This window comes from Agrobacterium sp. 22117 (genome assembly GCF_052045735.1).
In the GTDB taxonomy this organism is placed as follows: Bacteria; Pseudomonadota; Alphaproteobacteria; order Rhizobiales; family Rhizobiaceae; genus Agrobacterium; species Agrobacterium cavarae.
In genome coordinates, this window is the sequence record NZ_JBQEPP010000001.1 from 453660 (window position 1) to 477462 (window position 23803).

At 59.1% G+C, this 23803-nt stretch carries 25 protein-coding genes; 13 read left to right on the forward strand and 12 right to left on the reverse strand.

What is annotated here, in order from left to right:
• Nucleotides 1–212: 212 nt before the first annotated feature.
• Genes flhA through ACTJKV_RS02195 form a run of 6 tightly spaced genes read left to right on the forward strand, consistent with a single transcriptional unit; the run spans nucleotide 213 to nucleotide 4982 of the window.
• A complete protein-coding gene (gene flhA / locus ACTJKV_RS02170; protein ID WP_062426061.1) occupies nucleotides 213–2303 on the forward strand; it encodes a flagellar biosynthesis protein FlhA in 2091 nt (696 codons plus the stop codon).
• The gene (fliR, locus tag ACTJKV_RS02175) at nucleotides 2300–3052 is read left to right on the forward strand and encodes a flagellar biosynthetic protein FliR (protein WP_062599331.1); all 753 of its coding nucleotides are present in this window, start codon (nucleotides 2300–2302) and stop codon (nucleotides 3050–3052) included. Before flhA ends, fliR begins: the two co-directional genes overlap by 4 nt.
• A 5-nt stretch (nucleotides 3053–3057) precedes the next feature.
• Entirely contained in the window at nucleotides 3058–3468 is a 411-nt protein-coding gene (locus ACTJKV_RS02180; protein WP_082447257.1) for a hypothetical protein, read from the forward strand.
• A gap of 40 nt (nucleotides 3469–3508) precedes the next feature.
• The gene (locus tag ACTJKV_RS02185) at nucleotides 3509–4063 is read left to right on the forward strand and encodes a rod-binding protein (RefSeq protein WP_274100881.1); all 555 of its coding nucleotides are present in this window, start codon (nucleotides 3509–3511) and stop codon (nucleotides 4061–4063) included.
• Between the two features lie 23 nt (nucleotides 4064–4086).
• Nucleotides 4087–4452 carry a hypothetical protein gene (locus ACTJKV_RS02190; RefSeq protein WP_062426057.1) on the forward strand — a complete coding sequence of 122 codons (366 nt, stop codon included), beginning with the start codon at nucleotides 4087–4089 and terminating at the stop codon, nucleotides 4450–4452.
• Nucleotides 4449–4982: a hypothetical protein gene (locus ACTJKV_RS02195; protein ID WP_440598422.1), complete on the forward strand. Its 534-nt coding sequence runs from the start codon at nucleotides 4449–4451 to the stop codon at nucleotides 4980–4982. Before ACTJKV_RS02190 ends, ACTJKV_RS02195 begins: the two co-directional genes overlap by 4 nt.
• 281 nt (nucleotides 4983–5263) lie before the next feature.
• On the opposite strand, the gene fliP is transcribed toward ACTJKV_RS02195, so the two are convergent.
• The 10 genes from fliP to flgB form a co-directional block, all read right to left on the reverse strand.
• Nucleotides 5264–6001 carry a flagellar type III secretion system pore protein FliP gene (gene fliP, locus ACTJKV_RS02200; RefSeq protein ID WP_062438746.1) on the reverse strand — a complete coding sequence of 246 codons (738 nt, stop codon included), beginning with the start codon at nucleotides 5999–6001 and terminating at the stop codon, nucleotides 5264–5266.
• Nucleotides 5998–6546: a flagellar basal body-associated FliL family protein gene (locus ACTJKV_RS02205; RefSeq protein ID WP_062599333.1), complete on the reverse strand. Its 549-nt coding sequence runs from the start codon at nucleotides 6544–6546 to the stop codon at nucleotides 5998–6000. The genes fliP and ACTJKV_RS02205 overlap by 4 nt, the downstream gene beginning before the upstream one ends.
• A 114-nt stretch (nucleotides 6547–6660) precedes the next feature.
• The gene (gene flgH, locus ACTJKV_RS02210) at nucleotides 6661–7386 is read right to left on the reverse strand and encodes a flagellar basal body L-ring protein FlgH (protein WP_062426053.1); all 726 of its coding nucleotides are present in this window, start codon (nucleotides 7384–7386) and stop codon (nucleotides 6661–6663) included.
• A complete protein-coding gene (locus ACTJKV_RS02215; RefSeq protein ID WP_062426052.1) occupies nucleotides 7383–7913 on the reverse strand; it encodes a MotE family protein in 531 nt (176 codons plus the stop codon). Before ACTJKV_RS02215 ends, flgH begins: the two co-directional genes overlap by 4 nt.
• Nucleotides 7910–9034, reverse strand: coding sequence for a flagellar basal body P-ring protein FlgI (locus ACTJKV_RS02220; RefSeq protein WP_062426051.1), 1125 nt, complete (start codon nucleotides 9032–9034; stop codon nucleotides 7910–7912). The genes ACTJKV_RS02215 and ACTJKV_RS02220 overlap by 4 nt, the downstream gene beginning before the upstream one ends.
• A complete protein-coding gene (gene flgA, locus ACTJKV_RS02225) occupies nucleotides 9031–9519 on the reverse strand; it encodes a flagellar basal body P-ring formation chaperone FlgA (RefSeq protein WP_274100879.1) in 489 nt (162 codons plus the stop codon). The genes ACTJKV_RS02220 and flgA overlap by 4 nt, the downstream gene beginning before the upstream one ends.
• 17 nt (nucleotides 9520–9536) lie before the next feature.
• On the reverse strand, nucleotides 9537–10325 hold the full coding sequence (gene flgG / locus ACTJKV_RS02230) for a flagellar basal-body rod protein FlgG (RefSeq protein WP_062426049.1): 789 nt from the start codon (nucleotides 10323–10325) through the stop codon (nucleotides 9537–9539).
• An 18-nt stretch (nucleotides 10326–10343) separates the two neighbouring features.
• Nucleotides 10344–10691, reverse strand: coding sequence for a flagellar hook-basal body complex protein FliE (locus ACTJKV_RS02235; RefSeq protein ID WP_062426048.1), 348 nt, complete (start codon nucleotides 10689–10691; stop codon nucleotides 10344–10346).
• Nucleotides 10691–11107 carry a flagellar basal body rod protein FlgC gene (gene flgC, locus ACTJKV_RS02240; protein WP_062426047.1) on the reverse strand — a complete coding sequence of 139 codons (417 nt, stop codon included), beginning with the start codon at nucleotides 11105–11107 and terminating at the stop codon, nucleotides 10691–10693. Before flgC ends, ACTJKV_RS02235 begins: the two co-directional genes overlap by 1 nt.
• A 1-nt stretch (nucleotide 11108) precedes the next feature.
• Complete coding sequence (gene flgB, locus ACTJKV_RS02245; protein ID WP_062426046.1) at nucleotides 11109–11498, reverse strand: flagellar basal body rod protein FlgB; 390 nt, start codon at nucleotides 11496–11498, stop codon at nucleotides 11109–11111.
• A gap of 196 nt (nucleotides 11499–11694) precedes the next feature.
• On the opposite strand from flgB, the gene ACTJKV_RS02250 reads away from it, so the two are divergent.
• Nucleotides 11695–13467 (forward strand): hypothetical protein, encoded by a 1773-nt coding sequence (locus tag ACTJKV_RS02250; protein WP_274100878.1) that lies wholly within the window; start codon nucleotides 11695–11697, stop codon nucleotides 13465–13467.
• A gap of 92 nt (nucleotides 13468–13559) precedes the next feature.
• The gene (folD, locus tag ACTJKV_RS02255; RefSeq protein WP_274100877.1) at nucleotides 13560–14459 is read left to right on the forward strand and encodes a bifunctional methylenetetrahydrofolate dehydrogenase/methenyltetrahydrofolate cyclohydrolase FolD; all 900 of its coding nucleotides are present in this window, start codon (nucleotides 13560–13562) and stop codon (nucleotides 14457–14459) included.
• Between the two features lie 5 nt (nucleotides 14460–14464).
• Here folD and ACTJKV_RS02260 read toward each other — a convergent pair whose 3' ends face one another.
• Nucleotides 14465–15613: a LacI family DNA-binding transcriptional regulator gene (locus tag ACTJKV_RS02260; protein WP_440598479.1), complete on the reverse strand. Its 1149-nt coding sequence runs from the start codon at nucleotides 15611–15613 to the stop codon at nucleotides 14465–14467.
• A 154-nt stretch (nucleotides 15614–15767) separates the two neighbouring features.
• On the opposite strand from ACTJKV_RS02260, the gene ACTJKV_RS02265 reads away from it, so the two are divergent.
• The 5 genes from ACTJKV_RS02265 to ACTJKV_RS02285 all read left to right on the forward strand — a co-directional run bounded on the left by ACTJKV_RS02265 (nucleotide 15768) and on the right by ACTJKV_RS02285 (nucleotide 22204).
• Nucleotides 15768–17129 (forward strand): ABC transporter substrate-binding protein, encoded by a 1362-nt coding sequence (locus tag ACTJKV_RS02265; protein ID WP_274100876.1) that lies wholly within the window; start codon nucleotides 15768–15770, stop codon nucleotides 17127–17129.
• A 96-nt stretch (nucleotides 17130–17225) separates the two neighbouring features.
• The gene (locus ACTJKV_RS02270) at nucleotides 17226–18239 is read left to right on the forward strand and encodes a carbohydrate ABC transporter permease (RefSeq protein ID WP_274100875.1); all 1014 of its coding nucleotides are present in this window, start codon (nucleotides 17226–17228) and stop codon (nucleotides 18237–18239) included.
• 1 nt (nucleotide 18240) lies between these two features.
• Entirely contained in the window at nucleotides 18241–19401 is a 1161-nt protein-coding gene (locus tag ACTJKV_RS02275; RefSeq protein WP_274100874.1) for a carbohydrate ABC transporter permease, read from the forward strand.
• 37 nt (nucleotides 19402–19438) lie between these two features.
• Nucleotides 19439–21094 (forward strand): beta-galactosidase BglA, encoded by a 1656-nt coding sequence (gene bglA, locus ACTJKV_RS02280; RefSeq protein ID WP_274100873.1) that lies wholly within the window; start codon nucleotides 19439–19441, stop codon nucleotides 21092–21094.
• Between the two features lie 21 nt (nucleotides 21095–21115).
• The gene (locus ACTJKV_RS02285; RefSeq protein ID WP_144621702.1) at nucleotides 21116–22204 is read left to right on the forward strand and encodes an ABC transporter ATP-binding protein; all 1089 of its coding nucleotides are present in this window, start codon (nucleotides 21116–21118) and stop codon (nucleotides 22202–22204) included.
• A gap of 215 nt (nucleotides 22205–22419) precedes the next feature.
• On the opposite strand, the gene ACTJKV_RS02290 is transcribed toward ACTJKV_RS02285, so the two are convergent.
• A complete protein-coding gene (locus ACTJKV_RS02290; protein WP_144621701.1) occupies nucleotides 22420–23781 on the reverse strand; it encodes a metallophosphoesterase in 1362 nt (453 codons plus the stop codon).
• Nucleotides 23782–23803: the final 22 nt, after the last annotated feature.

A 23803-nucleotide genomic window follows, 5' to 3' on the forward strand; every position in this document is an offset into this window, starting at 1 on the left:
AAAAATCCATTTCAGCCCATTGAAATGCGGAAATTGCGGGCCTTTTGCACCTTGTCGGGTCTCGCGCCCTCTGCTCGCCCTGTCTCCATTCTCGCGCAAGCTTGACCCATTAAGCCTCGGTCGTTGATCTGCGTCCAACGGGTCGGCAAGGCCTTTTCATGATGGAAAGGGTCCGGACGTCCTGCCGGTTCTCATGATGAGATGGAGTTAGAATGGCTACCCCGCCCAGCGTAATGCCACTTCCGAAAGTCGCCCCCAGAGGGCGCGACATTGGGTTTGCAGCGGGCATCGTTGCCATTTTGTGCATCCTGTTCCTGCCGATCCCGCCTTTTATCATCGATATGGGACTGGCATTCTCGATTGCCTTCTCCGTGCTGATCCTGATGGTGTCGCTCTGGATTCATCGTCCGCTCGACTTCTCCTCCTTCCCGACGATCCTGCTGATCTCTACCATGATCCGTCTCGCGCTCAACATTGCGACGACGCGCGTGATTCTGTCCCATGGTCACCAGGGCCACGATGCCGCCGGCGGCGTGATCGCCGGCTTCTCGAGCCTCGTCATGTCCGGCGACTTCGTCATCGGTCTGATCGTCTTCCTCATCCTCATCGTGGTGAACTTCATCGTCATCACCAAGGGTGCCACGCGTATCGCCGAAGTCGGCGCGCGCTTCACCCTGGACGCCATCCCCGGCAAGCAGATGTCGATCGATGCGGATTTGTCCGCCGGCATCATCAATGAGAAGGAAGCGCAGCTTCGCCGTCGCGAACTGGAAGAAGAAAGCTCCTTCTACGGTGCGATGGACGGTGCGTCGAAGTTCGTGCGTGGCGACGCCGTCGCCGGCCTGCTCATCACCATGATCAACATTTGCGGCGGCATCATCATCGGTGTCTTCCGTCACGGCATGCCGGTCAGCGAAGCGGCGGACGTTTTCGTCAAGCTCTCCGTCGGTGATGGTATCGTCTCGCAGGTTCCGGCGCTGATCGTTTCGCTCGCGGCCGGTCTTATCGTCACGCGCGGTGGCACGCTCGGCTCCACCGATACTGCCGTCATCAACCAGTTGAGCGGCTATCCCAAGGCGCTTTCCGTCGCTGCCGGCTTGATGTTCATTCTTGCCCTCGTTCCGGGTCTGCCCTTCATTCCCTTCATGTTCCTCAGCGGCCTCTTGGCACTGGGTGCCTGGTTCATTCCTCGCCAGCTGCAGCGCGAACAGGATGTTGCTCGTGCGGAAGAAGACCAGAAGGCAGCTGACGCCACGCAGGCCGAAAGCGAGACGGTGAAGAGCGTTCTGCGCACCACGGAAATCGAGCTCGCACTTGGCAAACAGGTCTCGCCACGCCTTCTTGGCGCGCACCAGGAGCTGGGCTTCCGGGTGGGCAAGATGCGCAAGAAGTTTGCCGCGCAATACGGTTTCGTCGTGCCTGAAATCAAAGTCACCGACGATATCGCCATTCCCGACAAATCCTACCAGATCCGCATCCACGGCACGACGGTCGCGGCCAACACGCTGCGCGTCGGGGAAGTGCTGGTCATCACCGGCAAGGGCAGACGTCCATCGGTTCCAGGTGACGATGTCAGAGAACCCGCTTTCGGCATGCCGGCAGTTTCGGTGCTGGAACATTTCGTCGAAGATCTGCGGCGCGAAGGCTTCCACCCGATCGACAACATTTCGGCACTTCTCACACATGTCAGCGAAGTCATCCGCAACAACCTGCCGATGCTTCTCTCCTACAAGGACGTCAAGGTTCTGATCGACCGGCTCGATCCGGAATACAAGAAGCTCGCCGACGAGATTTGCTCGTCGCACATGTCCTATTCCGGCCTTCAGGCAATCTTAAAGCTTCTCCTGGCAGAGCGCGTTTCCATCCGAAACCTGCACTTGATCCTCGAAGCCGTGGCGGAACTGGCCCCACATCTGCGCAAGACCGAACAGATCGTCGAGCATGTCCGTATCCGTATGGCGCAGCAGATTTGCGGCGACCTCTCCGACAACGGCGTTCTGCGCGTTCTGCGTCTCGGCACCAAGTGGGACGTCATCTTCCAGCAGGCACTGAAGCGCGATCCGAAGGGCGATGTCATCGAATTCGATATCGATCCGCGCCAGGTCGAAGAGTTCTCCAACGAGGCGACCCAAGTAATCCGTGAATACATGGATGTCGGCCTGCCATTCGTGCTTGTCACGCTGCCGGAAACGCGCGCATATGTAAGAATGATTACGGAACGACTCTTCAGCACCTTGCCGGTGCTGTCGCATGTCGAACTGGCAAAGGGTACGGAAATCAAGATCCTCGGCTCCATCTCATGATTTCTGACCCGCAAGGAACCATCATGGCGCTGTTCCTGGCTTTCTGCCGGATCGGTTCCTGCCTCATGGCGATGCCTGGCTTTTCCTCTGCCAGGCTTCCCGTCCAGATCAGGCTCTTCCTTGCGCTGACGCTTTCCATCGCTCTTTTGCCGCTGCTCTGGGATGTCATCTATCCCGTCACGCAGGGCAACACGGTAACCTTCTTCCGGGCCATGCTCTATGAGACTTTCATCGGCACGATGTTCGGCCTGATCGCCCATCTCTATCTCTTGGGAATGCAGTTTGCCGCAACCGTTATGGGTACGGCCATTTCCTTCACCGGCCCGCCCGCCCAGGACGTGCTGGAAGATACCTCCGAAAGCCAGCTTGCGGCCATGCTGACATTCGGCGTGTTGCTTGTGCTCTTCATTCTGGATTTTCACCACGTCATCTTCAAAGCGCTGGTGGAATCCTACTCGTCGATCCCGCTCGGCGGACCGATCTCGGCCCAGCGCATGCTGATCACGCTGACCGATACGCTGGTGGCCTCGATGAATGTGGCGATCCGGGTGGCAAGCCCCTTCATCCTCTTCGGCTTCCTGTTCAACGTGGCGATCGGTCTGATCAACAAGCTCGCACCGCAGATTCCGGTTTACTTCATCTCTACCCCCTATGCTCTGGCCGGCGGTCTGCTGCTGCTCTATTTCGGCATTGCCGCGGTGATTAACCAGTTCGTCAATGGCTTCTTCCTCGTTTTCTCGAACATGTGAGTGAGATGGCGGATCTTTCCAAATCCAAGAAACTCGACAGGCTGGTGAAGGTGCAGGGGCATCTGACGAAGATGGTCGAAAACGAACTTGCCATCACCACGCGTGAGCGCGCAGAGCTTGCCGAGAAGATCGAGACACTGTCCGGCTATCTGACCTCCTATGATCCGCTGCACCAGGACATGCTGAAACATTACGTCATGCGACATAGCCGTCTGATGGCCCGTGATGTCCGTCTTGAATCCATCCAGGAAGCGCAGGAAACGCAGCTTCTGAAGGAAACCAAGAAGGGCGAGAAGCTGGAAGACAAGCGCGACAGCGCCCGCGAGGACGAGGCGAGGGTGCGTGACGACAACAGCATCTATGAACTGATCGATCTGCAGATCAGCATGAAGGCCTCCAGCCTCCAGCAAGGTTAGGCGCCTATCGTCATCCGATCAAAACGGAAAGGATGACGACGTGGCGATTTCTCCTCCAAGCGATCTTGTGCTTGATGTGGTCAATGCGGCCGACCCGATGCAGGTCTCCGCGGCCCGTGAAAAGCTGCGCGCGGTGAGCGCGACGCGGGAAGCTTCGGTCCTGACTGCCAGCAATGCCGGCTTTGAGTCCGCGATCAACAGTATCGAGACACCAGCGAGCAAGGCGGGCCTCGGAAACATCCACAGGCCGGAGCATCACGAAAAGATCCCTGAAACCTACCGCAAGTTCGAGGCGAGCGTTCTCAACACGTTTATCCAGAACATGATGCCATCCGATACCGAAGAGGTTTACGGCAAGGGCTCCGCAGGCGAGTTCTGGAAAGGCATGATGTCCGAGCAGATGGCCGACGAGATGTCCAAGAAGGGCGGCATCGGCATCGCCGAGCAGGTCTATTCGCAGGCGCTGCAGCGCCAGCGCAATGCCGCACCCGTCTCTGCCGTGAGTGAAGACGACAAGAAGATTGCCATGAGCATGGTCACTGACTTCCAGCGACGCATCTTCTCCGACACCGAAACCAAAAAAACCAATAGCTGAGTCAGGCGGAGCGCTGAAGTAACATGGAAATTGTCAACAACGACTACAGAATTCAGGCTGTGCTTGGTCGTCTCGAAGCGGTCATCGACAACGAGAACGCTAGGATCGGCAAAGAACCTGACTTCGACTTCAAACTGTCGAACGCCCATAAGAGCCGTTGCCTCTACGAACTCACCATGCTGATCCGCGACGTCGAAAGCCCCAAGATCGCCGAGGTGCATCGTCAGCAGATCCTCGACATCAAGGAAAAGCTCGCCATCAATACCCGCCGCGTCGAAGCGAGCATGAAGGCCGTCAAGGCGGTCGTTGAGCTGCTGAAGGACGCGCAGAAGAATGCCGAGGACGATGGCACCTATTCGCTGCAACAGTTCGCTCGTGAGGCGCAATGATAAAGCTGATTGCCACAGGGGTCCTGGTGCTTGTCATGACCCTTGGCGGCGTCTTCGCCGCCGTCAAGTTTGGCCAGCCCCCCGCGGATGATCACAAGGTCGACGCGCCGCCGCCGCCGCAATATGTGCAGGGCGATCTCATGACGCTGCCTGTCCTTTCCAATGGCGCGGTGGCCGGCTACTTCCTGATACGCTCTACGCTTCTGGTCGACTCCGTCATCATGAAGGACGTCAAGGCACCGATGACGGCTTATATGACGGACGAGCTTTTCGGCCTGCTGGTCGGCGACAAGATCCTCGACGTCAAGGAGGTCGGCAAGTTCGATGTCGCAGGCTTCAAGACCAAGATCAAAGACGGCATCAACGCCCGTATGGAAAAGCCGCTTGTCCGCGACGTGATGATCCAGCAGATGGATTACATTACCAAGGAGATCCTGGACGCCAGGGACTCCACCCGCAAGCCGCAGAAGATCGTGATCAACACCGATCCCGAGCCGCCAAAGGCGGTAGCAGCCAGCCCATCCCATTGACGGCCATGGAGCGGTCGGGCGTGTCGCGGTTTCCCCCGCAAACGCTCCTCGTCTTCTCAACTCCGCCCGGTAACGGAAGCTCCGTTCCCGGACGAAGCTTATGGAGACCGCCTGTCCGAAAGAGCGGAATCCATCTTCCCGGGCGCGTTGGCAGAGGCCGCAATCGCGCATCAATGGTAGGGGCTGTCTGACTCTAGCTCAGCCAGCCGGGGCAGATGAAAAAGTGGGAGTGGCGGGCGTCGGCCAAGCTGCTGCGGCTGCTCGACCTCGCGCGACGTGCGTCAATAAAAGGACCGCACCAGCGAGCCGACCAGCAGGTTCCAGCCATCGATCAGCACGAAGAACAATATCTTGAATGGCAGTGAGATCGAGGTCGGGGGCAGCATCATCATACCCATGGCCATCGTGATCGTTGCCACCACCATGTCGATGACAAGGAAGGGCAGGATGACGAGAAAGCCGATTTCGAAGCCGCGGCGGATTTCAGACAGCATGAAGGCCGGCACGAGGATGCGATATTGCGGCTGCGTGCCATTCATCGTTTCCTGGCCGCGCTCGCTTGCAAGATCGACAAAGAGTGCAAGATCTTTTGGGCGCGTATTGGCAAGCATGAAGGTGCGGAAGGGTTCTGCCGCCCTCTCGATTGCCTGCGCCTCGGTAATCTGGTTCTGCATCATCGGCTGGATGCCATCGTTCCACGAGCGCTCGAAGGTTGGCGCCATCACGTAGAACGTCATGAACATCGCCATGCTCGTCAGGATCATGTTGGATGGCGTTGTGCCAAGCCCCATACCGGATCGAAGAATGGAAAAGGCGATGATGAAGCGGGGAAAGCTCGTGACCATGATCAGGATGCCAGGCGCGATCGAAAGGATCGTCAGCAATCCGAAGGTACGAATGATCCATGCCGCGGCGGAGCCGTCGACAGGCAGATTTAACAAATCTGCCGGTGACTGCTGCGCAAAAGCAAACCCTGGGATCAGGGCGAAAGCAATCAGGCAGATAAGGGTGCGAATCATTCTATCACGAAGGTTTTGAATAAAACCTTGGATACGCGCCCTTTCGTCCTGAGGTCAACGATCTCTCTCAGGTCATCCCTAAGATATTGAAAGCCACGCGGGCCTTGAATTTGCTGGAGAGGCACGGTTCTGATGTAGGCCATGAGCTCCTGATGGAGCTCCTGAACCACGGCCGGGTCCGAAGGACCATTAAATTGCAGTGCAAGTTCAAGCCTTACCCAATTTTCGGCAGGATAACCGAGATTGGTGATGATCGGATCGAGCGATACCAGGCTCGGACCTACGGGCGCGCCATGGCCATCCTTGGCCGGCTCGCCATGAGCCTCTGCTTTTGGTGCTTCGCCATGCTCTCCGGCCGCTGCAACTTCCGCTGGAGCCTCATGGGCCGGTGCGGCCGCAGCCGGCGGGGCGGGCACAAAGAGCATCTTGCCGACGAACCAGCCGCCGCCAAGACCCAGAAGACACAGCACCGCGATCGCGCCGATGGCCGGGATAGGCGAGCTCTTCTTCGGTGCCGGTCCTTCAAGTGCCAACTGGTCGGTCATAGGTCTGTTGCCTGTTTCTCAATTTGTACCCGGCTGGACGAGAAAACCTCATCCGCCATGTCGAACGCCTCGCAAGATCGTGCCGCGATTTATCAGCATCGCATTTCGAGCGTCTTAGATCGGCGAGAAGAGGTCGACGACCTGCTGCCCCACCGGTGGCTGCTGCACTTCCATGATGCGTCCGCGACCGCCGTAGGAAATGCGGGCCTCCGCGATCTTCTCGTAGGACACGGTATTCTCGGAATTGACGTCCTGCGGCCTGACGATACCTGCGACATTGAGAATGCGGATCTCGTGGTTGACGCGCACTTCCTGCGAACCGCTGATCAGCAGGTTGCCGTTTTCCAGAATGCCGGTCACAACCGCTGCGACGAGGAGCGTGAGCTTTTCCGCGCGGTTGATGGAGCCCTTGCCATTGGCTTCGCTGTCATTGTCGAAGCTTAAAGACGAGTCCGCCTTCGGCTTCCAGCCAAGGATTTCCGCATCTGCCTTCCAGCCGGTCTTTCGGTTGTTCTTGCGGCTGCGGTCAGTCTGGTTGTCGAACGACGCCTTGTCGTTAATCTGGATGTTCACCGTCAGAATGTCGCCGATATTGAGGGCGCGCGAATCCTTGAAGAGCGCCGCCTTGCTGTCGCTCCAGAGCGAATAGCCGCTTGCCGTGTGAAGCGGCTGCTTCGGATAGGATGCCAGCTGCGGTGCCTGGTTGAATTGCAGGCCGCTGCCGATCGGGCTCATTGCGGGCGCGTTGCCGATTTCCTTGAGGGTCTGGTTTTCCGTGACGCTCTGGCACCCCGTGAGGATGCTCGCGGCTGAAAGGGCGAGAATGAGCGCTTTGTTCATGACGGATCTCTTGATGTGGTTTTATCGGTCGCGCTGGCCATGATCGAAGCGACGGTCGCCGCTTTCTTCGCGTTCATTTCGCTGAGGATCAGCCCGGATTGGCGCGGTGGCAGTTTCATTATGATGGCCGCAGCCATTCCCGGGTCGAGTTCCTGAAGCTGGGGAGCAGCCGCATCCGCCTTCATCGTCTTGTAGACTTCGACGAGGTTGGTTTCTGCCTGCTTGAGGAAGTCGTTACGGCGTTGCAGCCAGTCTTCATACTCGGCCTTGCGGGCTTCCAGAATGGCAACACGTTCGTTGATGTCTTCCTGAAGCTTCTCGAGATCCTGCTTCTGCATCAGATAGCGCTGGTCGCGCGCCTGATCGACGATGTTGGTGCAGTATTGCTGGATTTCCTGTCCGCTGGTCTCGCCGGTGGTGACGCGCACCTGCTCCTGCGCACGCGCCGAAGGAAGCGAACCAGCGACCACGAAGAGTGCCAGAAGAACGCGTTGAGGCGTAAAGATCTTGGAGATGGCGATCGTCATTGTAGTACCAATTCTGCCTGGAGCGCACCTGCGGACTTGATGCCTTGGAGGATGGCGATGATGCCGTCCGGTTTGACGCCGATATTGTTGAGACCCGCCACCAGCGACCGGAGGCTTGGACCTTCGAGGATAGCAACCGGGCCACCGCTCTTCATGGCCTGGATGTCGGTCTGCTCCTGCACCGCGGTTTGTCCGCGTGAGAAGGGCGCTGGCTGCACGACCTGCGGCATTTCGGTGACCTGTACCGTCAGCGTGCCGTAACTGACGGCAACCCTCGATACTCGGACATCTGCACCGATGATGATCGTGCCGGTCCGTTCGTTGATGACGACCTTCGCCGGCGTATCGGTTTCCACCGCAAGGTTCTCGATGCTCGCCATCAGGCGGGTAAGATCGGCTGTGCGGGGCTTCTGGATGTAGACGACCTGAGAATCGCGCGCCTCGGCGATCGGCTCGTTGTAGGAGGTGCGGGCGTAGTTGTTGATCGTATCGGCAATGCGAATGGCGGTGGAGAAGTCCGGGTTTCTCAGTTGCAGGACGAGATTGACGGAATCCTTGAACTGCGAGGGAAGCTCGCGCTCGATGATCGCGCCGCCTGGGACGCGGCCGGCCGTCGTTACACCTTCCGTCACCTGTGCCGCCTGACCGCCAGCGTTGAAGCCGGAGACGATGACGGAGCCTTGAGCAACAGCGTAGATCTGGCCGTCTGCGCCGGACATCGAGGTCATGATCAGCGTTCCGCCGCGAAGCGAAGAGGCGTCGCCAAGCGAGCTGATATTGACGTCCAGCCTGCTGCCGGGGCTTGCGAAAGGCGGCAGGTTGGCAGTCACCATGACGGCCGCGACATTCTTGGAGGAGGTCTGGTTGCCCTGCATCGAGATGCCGAGGTTTTGCAGCATCGCCCGCATCGACTGCTCGGTAAAGGGCGAGGCACGCATATTGTCGCCGGACCCCTGCAGGCCGACGACAAGACCATAGCCGATCAACTGGTTTTCACGCCCTGACTGGAGTGACGCAATATCTTTCACGCGCGCCATCGTCTGGGCGAAGCCTTCCGGGGCGGCTGCGAAAAAAGCCATTGCCGCAACAGCCGCGGCGAAAAAACGCTGACGAAAACTCATTTTTGGAAAACCTCCACGGTCCCGTCGAGCTTCGCCGTTCCGCTCACCGTCACGCCGGTGTCCTTGTTGCGCACGCGAACGATATCGCCGGCCATGCCGTCTTCAATGGCAACGCCGGAGGCCGAAAGGTTCATGCCGTTATTGTTGTAGGTGATGCGCACTGCAGCGCCGCGTTCCACCGCATAAGGGTCGCGCAGGTCGCCGCTCGGAATGGTCCGCCCGGCAACCAGTGTCCTTTTGGAGACCTTGCCCACCACTTCCTCGATCGACTGCGAGTAGCCGGGAGCGATGTTGGGGTTGGTGACGGGAACTTCCGTCACCCGGCCTTGGGTGATGATCTCGCCCGAAAGAATCGTGACCGTGGGGACGACAGCGAACTTCTGCTGCGACATGGCACCGTGCGGAGCGCACATCGCAAAAGCGAGTGCCAACGCGAACGTCACCTTGTAACCTTGAACAGGCATGATTTTCGGGCGGAACTTCATGTTACCCTACCTTCCACTTATTTTAGGTTCTGACTGACGATCTGAGCCATCTGGTCGGCGGTGGTGATGACCTTGGAGTTCATCTCATACGCACGCTGGGCGGAAATCATGTCGGTGATTTCCTTGACCGAATCGACGTTGGACCCTTCCAGATAGCTCTGCTTCAGATAGCCGAAGCCAACCGACTGAGGCGTTCCGTCGACAGCCGCACCCGAGGCATCCGTCTGGGCGAAGAGGTTATCACCGAGCGGACGCAGACCGGCTTCGTTGGCGAAGTTGCTCATCGTCAGCTGACCGACTTCGGTCATCTGGTTCGACTGGCCGATACGCACCGAAACGATGCCGTCGTCGGTGATCTTGGTTTCGGTCGAGTCGGTCGGGATGGTGATGGCCGGCAGAACCGGGTAACCATCCGTCGTCACCAGACGGCCGGTCGAATCCATGTTGAACGCGCCTGCGCGGGTGTAGAGCGGCGCGCCGTCCGGACCTTGCACGCGGAACCAGCCCTTGCCGACGATGGCAAGATCGAGCGTGTTGCCCGTCTGGGACACAGGTCCCTGGATGTGCAGCTTGCGCACGGCAGACGTCTGCACGCCGAGACCGATATTGGCGCCTTCCGGCACCATGGCCTGGTTGGCGCGGTTCATCACGCCCTGTGCACGCTCGGTCTGGTAGAGCAAGTCAGTAAATTCGGCACGGCCACGCTTGAAGCCGGTGGTGTTGATGTTCGCGATGTTGTTCGCGATGACCTCAAGGTTTGTCTGCTGGGCATCCATGCCCGTTGCTGCGATTGCTAGAGCTCTCATTTCTTAGGTCCTCACGGGTCAAATCTGCATTTTAACGACATCGAGATAGGCCGAAACGAGCCTGTCTCTGAGCGCAACAGCGGTCCTCAGGGTCTGGTCGGCCTGCATGACGGCATCGACCACTTCGCGGGTATTGGCCTTGCCCTGCATGCCGGCAAAGGACATGGCTTCGCTGTTCTTGAGCGAATCGACGGCATCCTGCGCAACGCCGCCAAGAACGCTGGCAAATGTCGGGCCAACCGTCGCGGTTGTGGCCGTGGTGACGGCGGCACCCGCAAGCGAGGTCAGGCCACTGGCAATGCCCTTGATGCTGTCTGTCGCGGAGTTGTTGGTCAGCGATTTGATGTTGCTGATAGATTCGATCATCACTGAGCCTTCAATAGGTCGATGGTTGAGGAAATCAGATCACGCGTCTGCTTGATGACCTGGAGATTGGCTTCGTAACTGCGGTTGGCTTCGCGAAGGTCGGCCATCTCGATCAGCATGTTGACGTTTGGCAGCTTCACCACGCCTTTTTCATCGGCCGCCGGGCTGTCCGGGTCGTATTCCTCGATGAAGTTGGAGCGGTCGTAGCCAAGCTTCTTCACCTCGACGAGGTTGGTCCCCGACGCGCGATCCAGCTCATTGGCAAATGTAATCGTCTTGCGGCGATAGGGGTCGGCCCCTGGTCCGTCGCCTGTCGTGCGGGAGTTGGCGATGTTTTCCGAAACGATGCGCAGGCGCGTTGCCTGTGCTTCCATTCCGCTGCCGGCGATCTTCAGCGAGGTTGATAATGAGTCCATCTTACTTGCCCACCGCGGTCATCATCATGGAGTGGAAGGTGCGAACGAGCTGCGTGTTCAGCTCGAACTGACGCTTGATTTCGCCCGTCTTCGCCATTTCCGTTGAAAGCGAAACGGTGTTGCCGGATGCCTGAACACCGATTTCATTGTTCAGTGGAGCGTCCCTCAGGCCGATCTTGCCAGCGCCGGTCACGCTCATTTCCATATGCGCCGGGTTCGTGCGCGCCATCTGCATGCCAGCCGTCTTCAGTTCGGTTTCGAACGGAACGACTTCCTTGGCGCGATACTGCGGCGTGCTCGCATTGGCGATGTTCGTGGCGACAACTTCCTGACGGATTGAAAGCCACTCGGCCTGCCGGGAGGCCAGCGCAAACAGCTGAATGGGCTGCATGACAATTCTCCGTGTTTAATCTGCCTCCGGTCTAGACCCACAATCTTGCGCGGGACTTACCCGTGGGTCGGGCACTCATTTGGTGGGCGTCACTTCCACAATTCGCCGTGGCATTAACCATTTGTTTGCCATGGCGCTTTAGATTTCATTGATATTTCCGCCAGACGGACGGCTCTTACATCCCTGCGGGTTCGCAATGGCTCTTCATACGCAAACACATGTCGGTTCGGTTACGGAGCAGGCTGCGACAGGCAGATGGCGGCGTGTCGTCGTGCCCGCGGCTCTCGTTCTGATGTTCGCGACAGCGGGTGCTATCCTGCCGTCCGCATTCCTTCCATCGCCGTCTGCAGGATATGTCTCGCACGCCGTCGTCAGAGTTTCAGCCCCAGGCGGGAGCCCAGTCGATACCGGCCGGGTGGCTGCGTCCATGCAGCAGAGCCTGCTGTCCCCGGTGGCCCTCACGCTTGCCATTTCAGAGCTGAAGCTCAAGCCTGGCGATGTTACGGGCATTGTTGAAGAGGGACGCCTCGCCATGCTGGCGAACCTGCTTTCAGGCGACGTGCAGCCAGCAACCCCCGTCAACGCCATCGAAGACGCGCTTCGTCAGTCCGTCAAGATCACCTCGGCATCGAAGACGGACATCGATGTCGGTGTTACCGCCGCAACGCCTAAGGCCGCAGAGCGGATCGTCGATTATCTCGCTCGCCAGGTCGTCAAAGGCGTGGGCGGCGATCATGCCGAACCCGCCTTGCAAGCGGTGGAAAAAGCACGCACCGCGCTCGACGCGGCGGAGGGCGCCCTGACCGGATTTCAGATGCGCCACGGCAACGATATTGTCTCGCGTATCCAGGGCCTGCAGCAATCGCTTCACGAGGCGGACGCAACGATTGCGGCTTTGGGTGAGAAGGAGCACGACCTCGCCCAGGCTGTGACCAAAGTCTCGGCGATGAAGACGGACGATGTGCTCACGAAGGCACTGCCGCCGCTTCCCGTCTTCGAAACTCTCGCGCCCGTCAGAGACAACTACACCACTGCAAAGCTTGCGCTTGACGACGTCAATGTCGATCACGGACCGAAACACCCGCGCACCATTGCGGCCCAAGGCGCTGTCGATGCCGCAAGATCTGCCGCCATGCCGGCTCTGCGCCGTGCGCTGGACGGTGCCAAGGCGGAGTTGAAGGACGTTGCCGCCACGCTTGACGCTGAGACCCGCGCGAAAGCCGTCGTTGAAGAACAATTGCGCGCTATGGGTAATGCACCGGAAGAGCTTGCCAAGCTGGAAACGGCTCTCGAAAAAGCCCGGCGCGATTATCTTGCAGCAAGCGAAAAGGCCGGTCCCTTCGCAGCACCGACCGTGACGGCCGCGATCGCGAAGCCCGCATCACCCGCGGTGCTGCAGGAAGAGGGTATTCTGCCGCAGATGATACCTGGCGCGATGGCAGCCGCCGGCGCTCTGGTGGGAGTACTGCTCGCGCTCTTCCTCATCAGCTTCCGCCGCACGGAGACGCAGGACCGGGTCGGGGCCGCCATTCAAATGGCAATAGAGGCGGAGACGGCTTTCGAGGCAACCCCTGCAAAGGTTGAAGCGCATGATGAGCGGTTCGAGATCGAGCCGGACATCTTCCATGATCTGGTCGAGGACGATGTCGAGCCCGTCTACGCCAGCGAGCGCTACGATGTGACCGAAAACGATACGTGGGAATACGATCTCCACGATGAGCCTGCCAATGATATCCCGCTCGATGAACGTGTCCGCCAAGTCCTACTCGCCAACCGCGTCCGGTATGCGGAGACGGCGCAAAAGGAGGATGGCTTCCGTCTGCCGCCTTTGCTGGCCGCCGCTTTGGAAGGCAAGGCAGACCATGCACAGGCCGAAACGGACGAGCTACGAACGCTTCGACAGGAACTCGCTTTGCTCAAGCAAAGATTGAACGGCTTTGTCGAAGACGACATGCGGCGTCGCGGCTGATCCACTGATTTTCCCTTGCAATCTGTAGCTTCGCGCAGCATTAGGGGTTTTACCCCTCAAGGCTGGTTTGCGGGTTCTCAGGAGGCAGGCATATGGTGGTTGTGATCGACGGCAAGGCCAAGGCGGCATCCGTGACGGATGCTGTGCGAGACGCGGCTGAGCGTCTGGAGAATGAGACCGGCAAGAAGCCTGGTCTCGCTGTCGTCATCGTCGGCGATGATCCTGCAAGCCATGCCTATGTGAACTCCAAGAGCAAGATGGCCAAGCAATGCGGTTTCAACTCGGTCCAGCATACGCTGCCGGAAGAAACGACACAGCAGGAGCTCGCAGTCCTGGTCGCAACGCTGAATGCGGACGCATCGATCCACGGCATTCTCGTTCAGTTACCGCTTCCAAAACACCTCGATTCCGACCCGATTATCCAGTCGATTCTGCCGGAAAAGGATGTCGATGGTCTGAGCGTCTTGAATGCCGGAAAGCTCGCTGTCGGCGATCTGAAGACAGGCCTGCTCTCCTGCACCCCGGCCGGTGCCATGCTTCTGGTTCGCAGCATCCATGGGGATGATCTGTCCGGCCTGAACGCCGTGGTAATCGGTCGTTCCAACCTGTTCGGCAAGCCGATGGGTCAATTGCTGCTCAACGCCAACGCAACGGTGACGATGGCGCATTCGCGCACCAAGGATCTGGCCTCCGTCTGCAAGTCCGCCGACATTCTGGTTGCCGCCGTCGGGCGCGCGCAAATGGTGAAGGCCGATTGGGTCAAGCCCGGCGCTACCGTCATCGATGTCGGCATCAACCGCATTCCGGCACCCGAGAAGGGCGAGGGCAAGTCCAGGCTCGTCGGCGATGTGGCGTTCGAAGAGGCAAGTGCGGTCGCTGCGGCCATCACGCCTGTCCCGGGCGGCGTTGGCCCGATGACGATTGCCATGCTGATGGCCAACACGGTGATCGCTGCGCACCGCGCGCTCGGCAAAGACGCGCCGACGTTCTAATCCAGTTACCGAGGGGCGGGCCCGGTGGAGGCGCGCACCACCAGTTCCGCTTTCCAAAGCTCGTGAAACGGCTCATTTTGCCCGGTCTTGATCTGGGCAATCAGCCGTTCGGCAACGCGCATGCCTGCTGCCCGAAGCGAAGACCGTGTCGTGGTCAGCGGCACGGAAAAGTTCACCGGTTTCAAGAGTGGCAGCACGTCGTCATGGGCGATGAGGGAAATATCCCGCCCGGGACGCAGGCCCCGCTGGTTGAGCGATCGGATGGCGCCGAGCGCAAGTGCGGTGGAGGCACAGAGAACGGCGGTCGGCTGTTGCTGCTGGTCGAGCAGCCGTTCCATCATCAAGAACCCGGCCTCGTCGGTCATCACGCTGTGGCTGACCTTGTCAGGATCGAGTGAATGGCCCTGAGCGGCCAATGCCGCTTCCACACCGCGGTAGCGACGGAAGGTAAAGTCATAACCCTCCGGCCCATTGATCAGCGCGATGTTTTCATGGCCGAGTTGGAGCAGCAGCGATGCGGCGTCATGAAAGGCGCCCTCATTGTCGACATCGAGAAAGGGGTAATCCGGCTCGATCCCCCAGGAGCGGCCATGCACCATGAAGGGGATCGACAGGCTCTTCATCATCGCGATGCGACGATCGTTCTTTTTCATATAGGCGAGATAGATGCCGTCCACCGTGCCATTGGCGGCGAGATCCTGCAACGCTTCGTCCTCGTCACGCGGATCGGTCGGCATGATAACCAAGTGAAATCCGTTTCTCGCCGAGACCTCCCCAAGCCCGTTGAGGAACTCCCCGAAGTGAACGTCGGATTGATGTTCTGCACCCGTGGGCATCACGAGACCGATGGAGCCGACCTTGCCGGTCGCCAGCCGCTGCGCTGCCGCGTTGGGTCGATAACCGTTCTGGCGCGCCGCCTCGATGATCTTGCGGCGCGTCTCGGCATTGACTTCGGGATAGCCGTTCAAGGCGCGGCTGATCGTCGTCTGAGAGATGCCAAGCAACTGCGATAGTTGTTTCAGATTCATGCCCAGCCTCCCTCTGCTGCTCAAGCCTGCGGACTCTGGAAAGGGACGGCTCCTCCACCGTCTCCAAACCGCTTTGAAGGCTAGCAAGTGTTGGAGCGCTAGACAATTCAAAAAACTCTGCTGCAGCGCAAATACAGTCTCCCGCACAGCAAAAGAGGACCAAATTTGGGATGATCATCAACCCTCTTGACTCCGAGCAATTCTCAATGAGATGAATAGGCAGCCAAAGCGCTTTGAAAAGACGCGCCGAAGCCGATTAATGTGATGGGAGGTAGATCACATGAAAAAAATATTTTTAACGACCGTTGCCGTAGCCACGCTTCTGTCGGGCGCATCCTTTGCCGCCGAACTCAAATTCAAGCCGGGTGAAGACAGCAAGTTCAACTGGAAGAGCTACGAAGCCTTCAAGGCCGCCAATTCCAGCCTAAAGGGCGAAACGCTGACGATCTTCGGACCGTGGCGCGGCGAAGACGAAGCGCTGTTCCAGTCCGTGCTGGCCTATTTCGCCGATGCGACCGGCGTCAATGTCCGTTACTCGTCTTCGGAGAATTACGAACAGCAGATCGTTATCGATACGCAGGCTGGCTCGCCGCCAAACGTCGCGATCCTGCCGCAGCCTGGCCTTCTCGCTGACCTCGCCGCCAAGGGACTTCTCACTCCGCTCGGTGACGAGACGGCAAATTGGGTGAAGGAAAATTACGGCGCAGGCCAGTCCTGGGTCGATCTTGGCATGTACAAGAACAAGGACGGCAACAAGGCCTATTTCGCCTTCCCGTTCAAGGCCGACGTCAAGTCGCTGGTCTGGTACGTTCCTGAGAACTTCGAGGAAGCCGGTTACAAGGTGCCGGAAACCATGGAAGATCTCGTCAAGCTCAGCGACCAGATCGTTGCCGATGGCGGCACGCCATGGTGCATCGGTCTCGGCTCTGGTGGCGCGACCGGCTGGCCGGCAACCGATTGGGTGGAAGACTTCATGCTGCGCACGCAGCCGCTCGATGTCTACCAGAAGTGGACGACGAACGAGGTGAAGTTCAACGATCCGCGCGTCGTCGCCGCCATCGAGGAATTCGGCAAGTTTGCCAAGAACGACAAGTATGTTTCGGGCGGTGTTGCCGCTGTTGCCTCTACCGACTTCCGTGACAGCCCGAAGGGTCTCTTCGACATTCCACCGAAGTGCTACCTGCACCGTCAGGCTTCCTTCATTCCATCCTTCTTCCCCGAGGGAACGAAGGTCGGAACGGATGTCGACTTCTTCTACATGCCGACCTTCGCTTCCAAGGCAGATCTTGGCAAGCCGGTTCTGGGTGCTGGAACGCTCTTCACCATCACCAAGGATTCCAAGGCTGCGCGCGCGCTCGTCGAATTCCTGAAGACGCCGATCGCCCACGAAGTGTGGATGGCGCAGTCCGGCTTCCTGACACCGTTCAAGGGCGTCAACAAGGACGCCTATGCCAATGATCAGGTGAAGCGTCAGGGCGAGATTCTGACGACGGCCACCACCTTCGGCTTCGACGGTTCCGACCTCATGCCCGGCAAGATCGGCGCTGGCGCGTTCTGGACCGGCATGGTCGATTATGTCGGCGGCCAATCTGCCGAGCAGGTCGCCAACGATATCCAGAAGGCCTGGGACGGCTTGAAGTAATCCTCAGATCCAGCCCGGCAGTCATCGCTGCCGGGCTGTCATCGATAGAACGGCGCGGGAAACGCGCCGAATATAAGTAAGATCGGGGAGGGAATGATGATCACGCAAATCGTATCCGCGCTGGGTGTCGTTATTGTCGGCGTCTTTGCCTGCGCCGCCTATTACTGGCTGTCGGACAAGGCGTTGCAGCTTATTTTTCCGGTGCGGGACGGCGATGTCATTCATGCGTCGCGAAATCTCAACCGGCGCGCCGCCATTCGTCCCTGGCTCTTCGTCGGACCGGCCCTGCTGCTGCTTGCCGTCTATCTTGTCTACCCGGTCGTTGCGACCTTTATCCTGTCTTTCTACGATCGGACAGGAGCCAATTATGTCGGTTTCTCCAATTACGTCTGGGCCTTCTACGACGCCGGTTTCCGCCAGTCGATCTTCAACAACATTCTCTGGCTTGCCGTCGTCCCCGCCGCTTGCACCTTTCTGGGCCTCGTCATCGCGGTCATGACCGACCGCATCTGGTGGGGCAATATCGCCAAGTCCATCGTCTTCATGCCGATGGCGATCTCCTTCGTCGGCGCCTCCGTCATCTGGAAATTCATCTATGAGTATCGCGGTGAGGGCCAGACGCAGATCGGCCTTCTCAATGCGCTGGTGGAGTTCTTCGGCGGCAATCCGCAGGTGTGGATTTCCATGCCCTTCTGGAACAACTTCTTCCTGATGGTCATCCTGATCTGGATCCAGACCGGCTTTGCCATGGTCATTCTGTCGGCAGCGCTTCGCGGCATTCCGGAAGAAACCATCGAGGCGGCGGTCATCGATGGCGCCAATGGCTGGCAGATTTTCTGGAAGATCATGGTGCCACAGATCTGGGGAACCATCGCGGTCGTCTGGACCACCATCACCATTCTCGTCCTCAAGGTCTTCGATATCGTCCTGACCATGACCAATGGCCAGTGGAACACCATGGTTCTCGCCAACCTCATGTTCGACTGGATGTTCCGTGGCGGTGGCGATAGCGGGCGAAGTGCGGTCATTGCGCTCGTCATCATGGCGGCCGTCACACCGATCATGATCTGGAACATCCGCCAGGCGAACCGCGAGATGGAGGGCCGTTGATATGAACATCGCAACCCGTCTGCGCCGTATCGGCCTGCCCCGCCTCATCGTTCACGCCAGCGTCCTCTTCATCGTTCTGCTCTGGCTTCTGCCGACGCTCGGCATTCTCGTCAGCTCGCTGCGAGACAAGGACCAGATCGTCGTTTCCGGCTGGTGGACGGCCTTCTCCAGCTCCAACCAGACGCAGGCGCTGCGCCTTGGCGATCCATCGACCCAGACCCAGCAGGGCGATCGCTTCGTCATTGCCGGCAACGTCTTCGGTGAAGGCAAAAGCGGCCATGTTTCGGCCTACGGCGTGCGCGTTCAGGAACCGGCCGCCTTCAAGGCCGGGACGCCCGCCGATCTCGGTGATGGCGAAACGCTTCAGCTCAACGAGGACGGTAGCTATCAATATAGCAAGAATGCCAGCTTCGAAGGATCGCGCGCAAAACGCGTCTATGTCGTGGTTTCCACGCCACCGATCTTTACGCTCGACAATTACCGCACCGTTCTCCTCTCCGAAGGCATCGGCCAGTCCTTCGTCAATTCGCTGACGGTCGCCATTCCTGCAACGATCATCCCGATCCTGATTGCCGCTTTTGCTGCCTACGCGCTTTCATGGATGCGCTTCAGCGGTCGATCCTTGATGATTGCACTGGTCGTCGGTTTGATCGTCGTTCCGTTGCAGATGTCTCTCATTCCGTTGCTGCAACTCTACAATTCCATCGGCAACATATTCGGCATACCGTCCAAGACCTATGCCGGGATCTGGCTGGCGCACACCGCTTTCGGTCTGCCGCTCGCCATCTATCTGTTGCGCAACTATATCTCCGGTCTGCCGAAGGAAATCATTGAGAGCGCCCGTGTGGATGGCGCCAGCGATTTCGAGATTTTCGTCAAGATCGTGCTGCCGCTCTCCTTCCCGGCGCTTGCCTCCTTCGCCATCTTCCAGTTCCTCTGGACGTGGAACGACCTTCTCGTCGCCATGGTCTTCCTCGGCACGCAGAAGGATGAGCTGGTGCTGACCGGCGCATTGAACGCGCTGCTCGGTTCGCGCGGCGGCAACTGGGAAATTCTCACCGCGTCGGCCTTCGTCACCATTATCGTGCCGCTCTGCGTCTTCTTCGCGCTCCAACGCTACCTTGTGCGCGGCCTCTTGGCCGGCTCCGTCAAGGGAGGCTGATCGAACCATGAATGCTTTCAATCAACAGGACACTACCATGACCGCGACCGTTTCTTCTGCCCTTACTCCGGACAAGGATTGGTGGCGCGGTGCTGTGATCTATCAGATCTATCCGCGCTCCTATCAGGACTCCAACGGCGATGGCATCGGCGATCTGAAGGGCATCACCTCCAGGCTTGAGCACATCGCCAATCTCGGCGCGGATGCGATCTGGATTTCGCCGTTCTTCACCTCGCCCATGAGGGACTTCGGCTATGACGTGTCGAACTATGTCGATGTCGATCCGATGTTCGGAACGCTCGCCGATTTCGACGGTCTGATTACAGAGGCCCATCGCCTGGGCATCCGGGTGATGATCGATCTGGTTCTGTCGCACACCTCCGACCAGCATCCCTGGTTCGTTGAAAGCCGCTCCAGTCGCAGCAACCCGCGCGCCGACTGGTATGTGTGGAGCGATGGCAAGCCGGATGGCACGCCGCCCAACAACTGGCTCTCGATCTTCGGCGGCTCCGGTTGGCAGTGGGACCCGACCCGCATGCAATATTACATGCACAACTTCCTGACTTCCCAGCCGGATCTCAACCTGCATAATCCGGAAGTGCAGGAAGAGCTGCTGAACATCACCCGCTTCTGGCTGAAGCGCGGCGTCGATGGCTTCCGTCTCGATACGATCAACTTCTACTTCCACGACAAGGAATTGCGCGACAACCCGGCACTTGCGCCGGAACGCCGCAACGCCTCCACCGCGCCTGCGGTGAACCCCTACAACTTCCAGGAACATATCTACGACAAGAACCGTCCGGAAAACCTGGAATTCCTCAAGCGCTTCCGCGCCGTACTGGATGAGTTTCCGGACATTGCCGCCGTCGGCGAAGTCGGTGACAGCCAGCGCGGTCTGGAGATCGTCGGCGAATATACATCCGGCGATGACAAGATGCAGATGTGCTATGCGTTTGAATTCCTGGCACCGGATGCGCTGACCCCCGCCCGCGTTGCAGAAGTTCAGGCAGCCTTCGCTCAAGCAGCACCTGAAGGCTGGGCCTGCTGGGCTTTCTCCAACCACGACGTCGTGCGCCATGTGACCCGCTGGGGTGAGACGGTCGAGGACAAGGACGCCTTTGCCAAGGTGCTTTCGGCTCTGTTGATGACGCAGCGTGGCTCTGTCTGCATCTATGAAGGCGAGGAGCTTGGCCTGACGGAAGCCGATATCGCCTTTGAAGATCTCCAAGACCCCTACGGCATTCAGTTCTGGCCGGAATTCAAGGGTCGCGACGGCTGCCGCACGCCGATGGCTTGGGATGCCGGCCACGCGCAGGCGGGCTTTTCCACCTCGGATAAGACCTGGCTTCCCATTCCTGCCGAACATAAGAAGCGCGCGGTCAGTGCGCAGCAGGGCAATGAGGCGTCCGTTCTCGAGCACTATCGTCGCTTCCTCGCCTTCCGCAAGCAGCACCCGGCGTTCGCCAAGGGCAAGATCGAGTTCCAGGACGCGGATGCGACCGTCTTGAGCTACACCCGCACACTTGGCAACGAAACCGTGCTTTGCCTCTTCAACCTTTCGGCCGTGCCAGCAACGGCAAAGGTGCCGGATGGCGAGTGGAACGAGCTGGAAGGCCATGGCTTTTCGGCCGAACGGAATGGCACAACCGTAGAACTTCCGGCATGGGGCGCGTTTTTCGCCCGCCACGCGTAACACCATAGGGAGGAGCACCGCATGACTGGCCTTATTCTCAAGGGCATCCGTAAATCCTACGGTGAGGTGAAGGTCCTGCACGGGATCGACCTCGATATCAAGCAGGGCGAGTTCATCGTCTTCGTCGGCCCGTCCGGCTGCGGCAAGTCGACGCTGTTGCGTATGATCGCCGGTCTGGAAGAGATCACCGGCGGTGAAATGTATATCGACGGCCAGTTGGTCAACGAAATCCCGCCATCACGGCGCGGCATCGCCATGGTCTTCCAGTCCTATGCGCTCTACCCGCATATGACGGTCTACGACAACATGGCCTTCGGCATGAAGATCGCCAAGGAAAGCAAGCAGGAGATCGACCGCCGCGTTCGCGCTGCTGCCGAAATCCTGCAGCTCACGCAATATCTGGAGCGCCTGCCGAAGGCGCTCTCCGGCGGTCAGCGCCAGCGCGTCGCGATTGGCCGCGCCATCTGCCGCAACCCCAAGGTCTTCCTCTTCGACGAGCCGCTCTCAAACCTCGACGCGGCCTTGCGTGTCGCGACCCGCATCGAGATCGCCAAGCTCAGCGAGAAGATGGCCGATACCACCATGATCTACGTGACGCACGATCAGGTGGAAGCCATGACGCTAGCAGACCGGATCGTGGTATTGAATGGCGGCCGCGTCGAGCAGGTGGGAGAACCGCTGGAGCTTTACGAGAACCCCGCCAACCTTTTCGTCGCCCGCTTCATCGGCTCCCCGGCCATGAACATCATTGCCGGCACAGTGAAGGCGACCGGCGAAACTACCACGCTCGATCTCGCGGCCGGCAAGACACTCGTCGTGCATATTCCGACGCCATCGGGCGAAGAAGGCAAGGCAGCATCCTTTGGCGTGCGTCCGGAAGACTTGTTCATCGCCGACGGCGACGATTATCTGTTCGAGGGCAAGGTGTCGATCGTTGAAGCGCTGGGTGAAGTGACGCTGCTCTATCTTGAGGCACCCGCGGGTGAGGAGCCGGTCATCGTCAAGATCCCAGGCATTGCACCGGTGAAGAAGGGTCAGACGCTGCGCTTCTCCGCGCCACCGGAAAAGCTTCATCTTTTCGATGCGCTGGGAAAAACCTACCGCCGCTAACTCAGCTGGCGTGGTTGCAGCTCACGCCGTCAGGACATAAAAAAAGTGAGAGCAAATCAGTTGCCGCGAGGCCGCTTGAATTGCGCTCACTCTCTACGTGTGTCTTAGAGCGTTCTTTGGACGCACAAAAAACGCTCTGTCTTCTTTGATAGACGCATCGTGCTTTCCGAAAATCGATCCGACTTTCGGGCCGATGCTGTAAAGCTCGCCGGCGATCAGCTGAGCCCCGTAAGAACGGTCTGTTTCAACTTCACATCGGGCACTTCGCTGAAGGTCAGATCGTCACGGCCGAAATAGGATTTCTGATTGGTGGCCGACCAGTCGTTACAGACGAGCTTGTAACGGTCTTTCGCCGCAGGATTGTCCGGCATCGCATAGAGATAGTCGCCGGTGCGTTTGGCCAGTGGAATATCGCCATCCTGATTGCAGCGGCTCAAAATCTGCTTCAGCACCTCACCATCGACCTCGGTGACCATCAACTTGCCCTCGAAGCGCAGGCATGCGTTGAAATCGTAGCGGCGGATTTCCCCCTTCGGCAACCCAGCACCAAAAGAGGTATGGCCGATAAAGCCGACATCCGCACCGGCCTTTGCGGCAATAAGCTCGGCCACCTGACGACCCGCCTCATCGACCGTCATGGCACTCGTCGTTTTGGCGACGGTTTCCCGTTCCTCCGGTGTCAGATGCTGAGCGAGCGTCTTTTCGATCAGCGCGCCGAGAGCAAGGGAGGGTTTCGCACTGCGATCGATCGCCACCGTTTCTATGGTTGCGGCCTGGCCGGGGCCTGGAATGCTAGCAACCGCCATCGACGTGCCCCAAGAGCCGGTATGGACATAGCGTGTGGCGCCAGCTTCATGCACGAAGTTCAGGTGGTCGTGACCACCCACCACAAGCGTTCCGTCCGGCAGCAGAGGAAGGATGTCGCGGTCCGCCACCACACCGGCATGGCTCATCACGATGTTGATCGCATCCGGCTTGACGATCTCGGGAAGATTGACCTTTGCCCAGTCCACGGGCTGGGGAATGGTCAGCGCCTCGCGCGTCGCCTTCGGATAGGTGTTGATGGCGTTGGTGGCGAGCCCGGCCACAACGACCTTTTGTCCGCCAATCTCGAATGTCTTGCTCGCCGGCGCGTAAGGAGCACCGCTCCGCTTGTCGATGATGTTGGAAAGGACGGTGACTCCCAGCCCTTCAGCGCGGCTGACGAAATGGGCAAGGTCGCTATCAATATCCGGCTCGTGGTTGCCGATATTCACGACGGTAGGTGAGAGTTTCGCGAGGTCTGCGAGGAAGCTCCACTCGATCTCGCCTTGAGACCGCATCGCGACCGTATTACCGCTTTCGAACAGATCGCCATTCAGGAGAATGATGTGTGGGCTTTTCTCTGCGGAAATGCGCGTCTCGATCGCTGCCAGAAGCTGGCCCATGCGCTCATAGGCGGAGTGCAGGTCGGAGATGATGATGGCGCGCAGGGGAGCCTGCTGGTCGGCGGCTGCCGGTAAACGCAGTAGCGGCAGCATGGCAGTTCCGGCCATGAGCTTCAGCGAATTACGGCGTGTGCGTGAGAAAATCGTCATACTTGGCCCCGTCATGTCAGAC

Coding starts and splice junctions, on each gene's coding strand:
- ACTJKV_RS02265 (WP_274100876.1), top strand. CDS start 15,768: ATGAAAAAAATATTTTTAACGACCGTTGCCGTAGCCACGCTTCTGTCG.
- ACTJKV_RS02250 (WP_274100878.1), top strand. CDS start 11,695: ATGGCTCTTCATACGCAAACACATGTCGGTTCGGTTACGGAGCAGGCT.
- fliR (WP_062599331.1), top strand. CDS start 2,300: ATGATTTCTGACCCGCAAGGAACCATCATGGCGCTGTTCCTGGCTTTC.
- folD (WP_274100877.1), top strand. CDS start 13,560: ATGGTGGTTGTGATCGACGGCAAGGCCAAGGCGGCATCCGTGACGGAT.
- flgC (WP_062426047.1), bottom strand. CDS start 11,107: ATGGACTCATTATCAACCTCGCTGAAGATCGCCGGCAGCGGAATGGAA.
- flhA (WP_062426061.1), top strand. CDS start 213: ATGGCTACCCCGCCCAGCGTAATGCCACTTCCGAAAGTCGCCCCCAGA.
- bglA (WP_274100873.1), top strand. CDS start 19,439: ATGACCGCGACCGTTTCTTCTGCCCTTACTCCGGACAAGGATTGGTGG.
- ACTJKV_RS02275 (WP_274100874.1), top strand. CDS start 18,241: ATGAACATCGCAACCCGTCTGCGCCGTATCGGCCTGCCCCGCCTCATC.
- ACTJKV_RS02235 (WP_062426048.1), bottom strand. CDS start 10,691: ATGATCGAATCTATCAGCAACATCAAATCGCTGACCAACAACTCCGCG.
- ACTJKV_RS02180 (WP_082447257.1), top strand. CDS start 3,058: ATGGCGGATCTTTCCAAATCCAAGAAACTCGACAGGCTGGTGAAGGTG.
- ACTJKV_RS02220 (WP_062426051.1), bottom strand. CDS start 9,034: ATGAGTTTTCGTCAGCGTTTTTTCGCCGCGGCTGTTGCGGCAATGGCT.
- ACTJKV_RS02215 (WP_062426052.1), bottom strand. CDS start 7,913: ATGACGATCGCCATCTCCAAGATCTTTACGCCTCAACGCGTTCTTCTG.
- ACTJKV_RS02205 (WP_062599333.1), bottom strand. CDS start 6,546: ATGACCGACCAGTTGGCACTTGAAGGACCGGCACCGAAGAAGAGCTCG.
- ACTJKV_RS02285 (WP_144621702.1), top strand. CDS start 21,116: ATGACTGGCCTTATTCTCAAGGGCATCCGTAAATCCTACGGTGAGGTG.
- ACTJKV_RS02290 (WP_144621701.1), bottom strand. CDS start 23,781: ATGACGATTTTCTCACGCACACGCCGTAATTCGCTGAAGCTCATGGCC.
- ACTJKV_RS02270 (WP_274100875.1), top strand. CDS start 17,226: ATGATCACGCAAATCGTATCCGCGCTGGGTGTCGTTATTGTCGGCGTC.
- ACTJKV_RS02190 (WP_062426057.1), top strand. CDS start 4,087: ATGGAAATTGTCAACAACGACTACAGAATTCAGGCTGTGCTTGGTCGT.
- flgB (WP_062426046.1), bottom strand. CDS start 11,498: ATGCAGCCCATTCAGCTGTTTGCGCTGGCCTCCCGGCAGGCCGAGTGG.
- ACTJKV_RS02195 (WP_440598422.1), top strand. CDS start 4,449: ATGATAAAGCTGATTGCCACAGGGGTCCTGGTGCTTGTCATGACCCTT.
- flgH (WP_062426053.1), bottom strand. CDS start 7,386: ATGAACAAAGCGCTCATTCTCGCCCTTTCAGCCGCGAGCATCCTCACG.
- fliP (WP_062438746.1), bottom strand. CDS start 6,001: ATGATTCGCACCCTTATCTGCCTGATTGCTTTCGCCCTGATCCCAGGG.
- flgG (WP_062426049.1), bottom strand. CDS start 10,325: ATGAGAGCTCTAGCAATCGCAGCAACGGGCATGGATGCCCAGCAGACA.
- flgA (WP_274100879.1), bottom strand. CDS start 9,519: ATGAAGTTCCGCCCGAAAATCATGCCTGTTCAAGGTTACAAGGTGACG.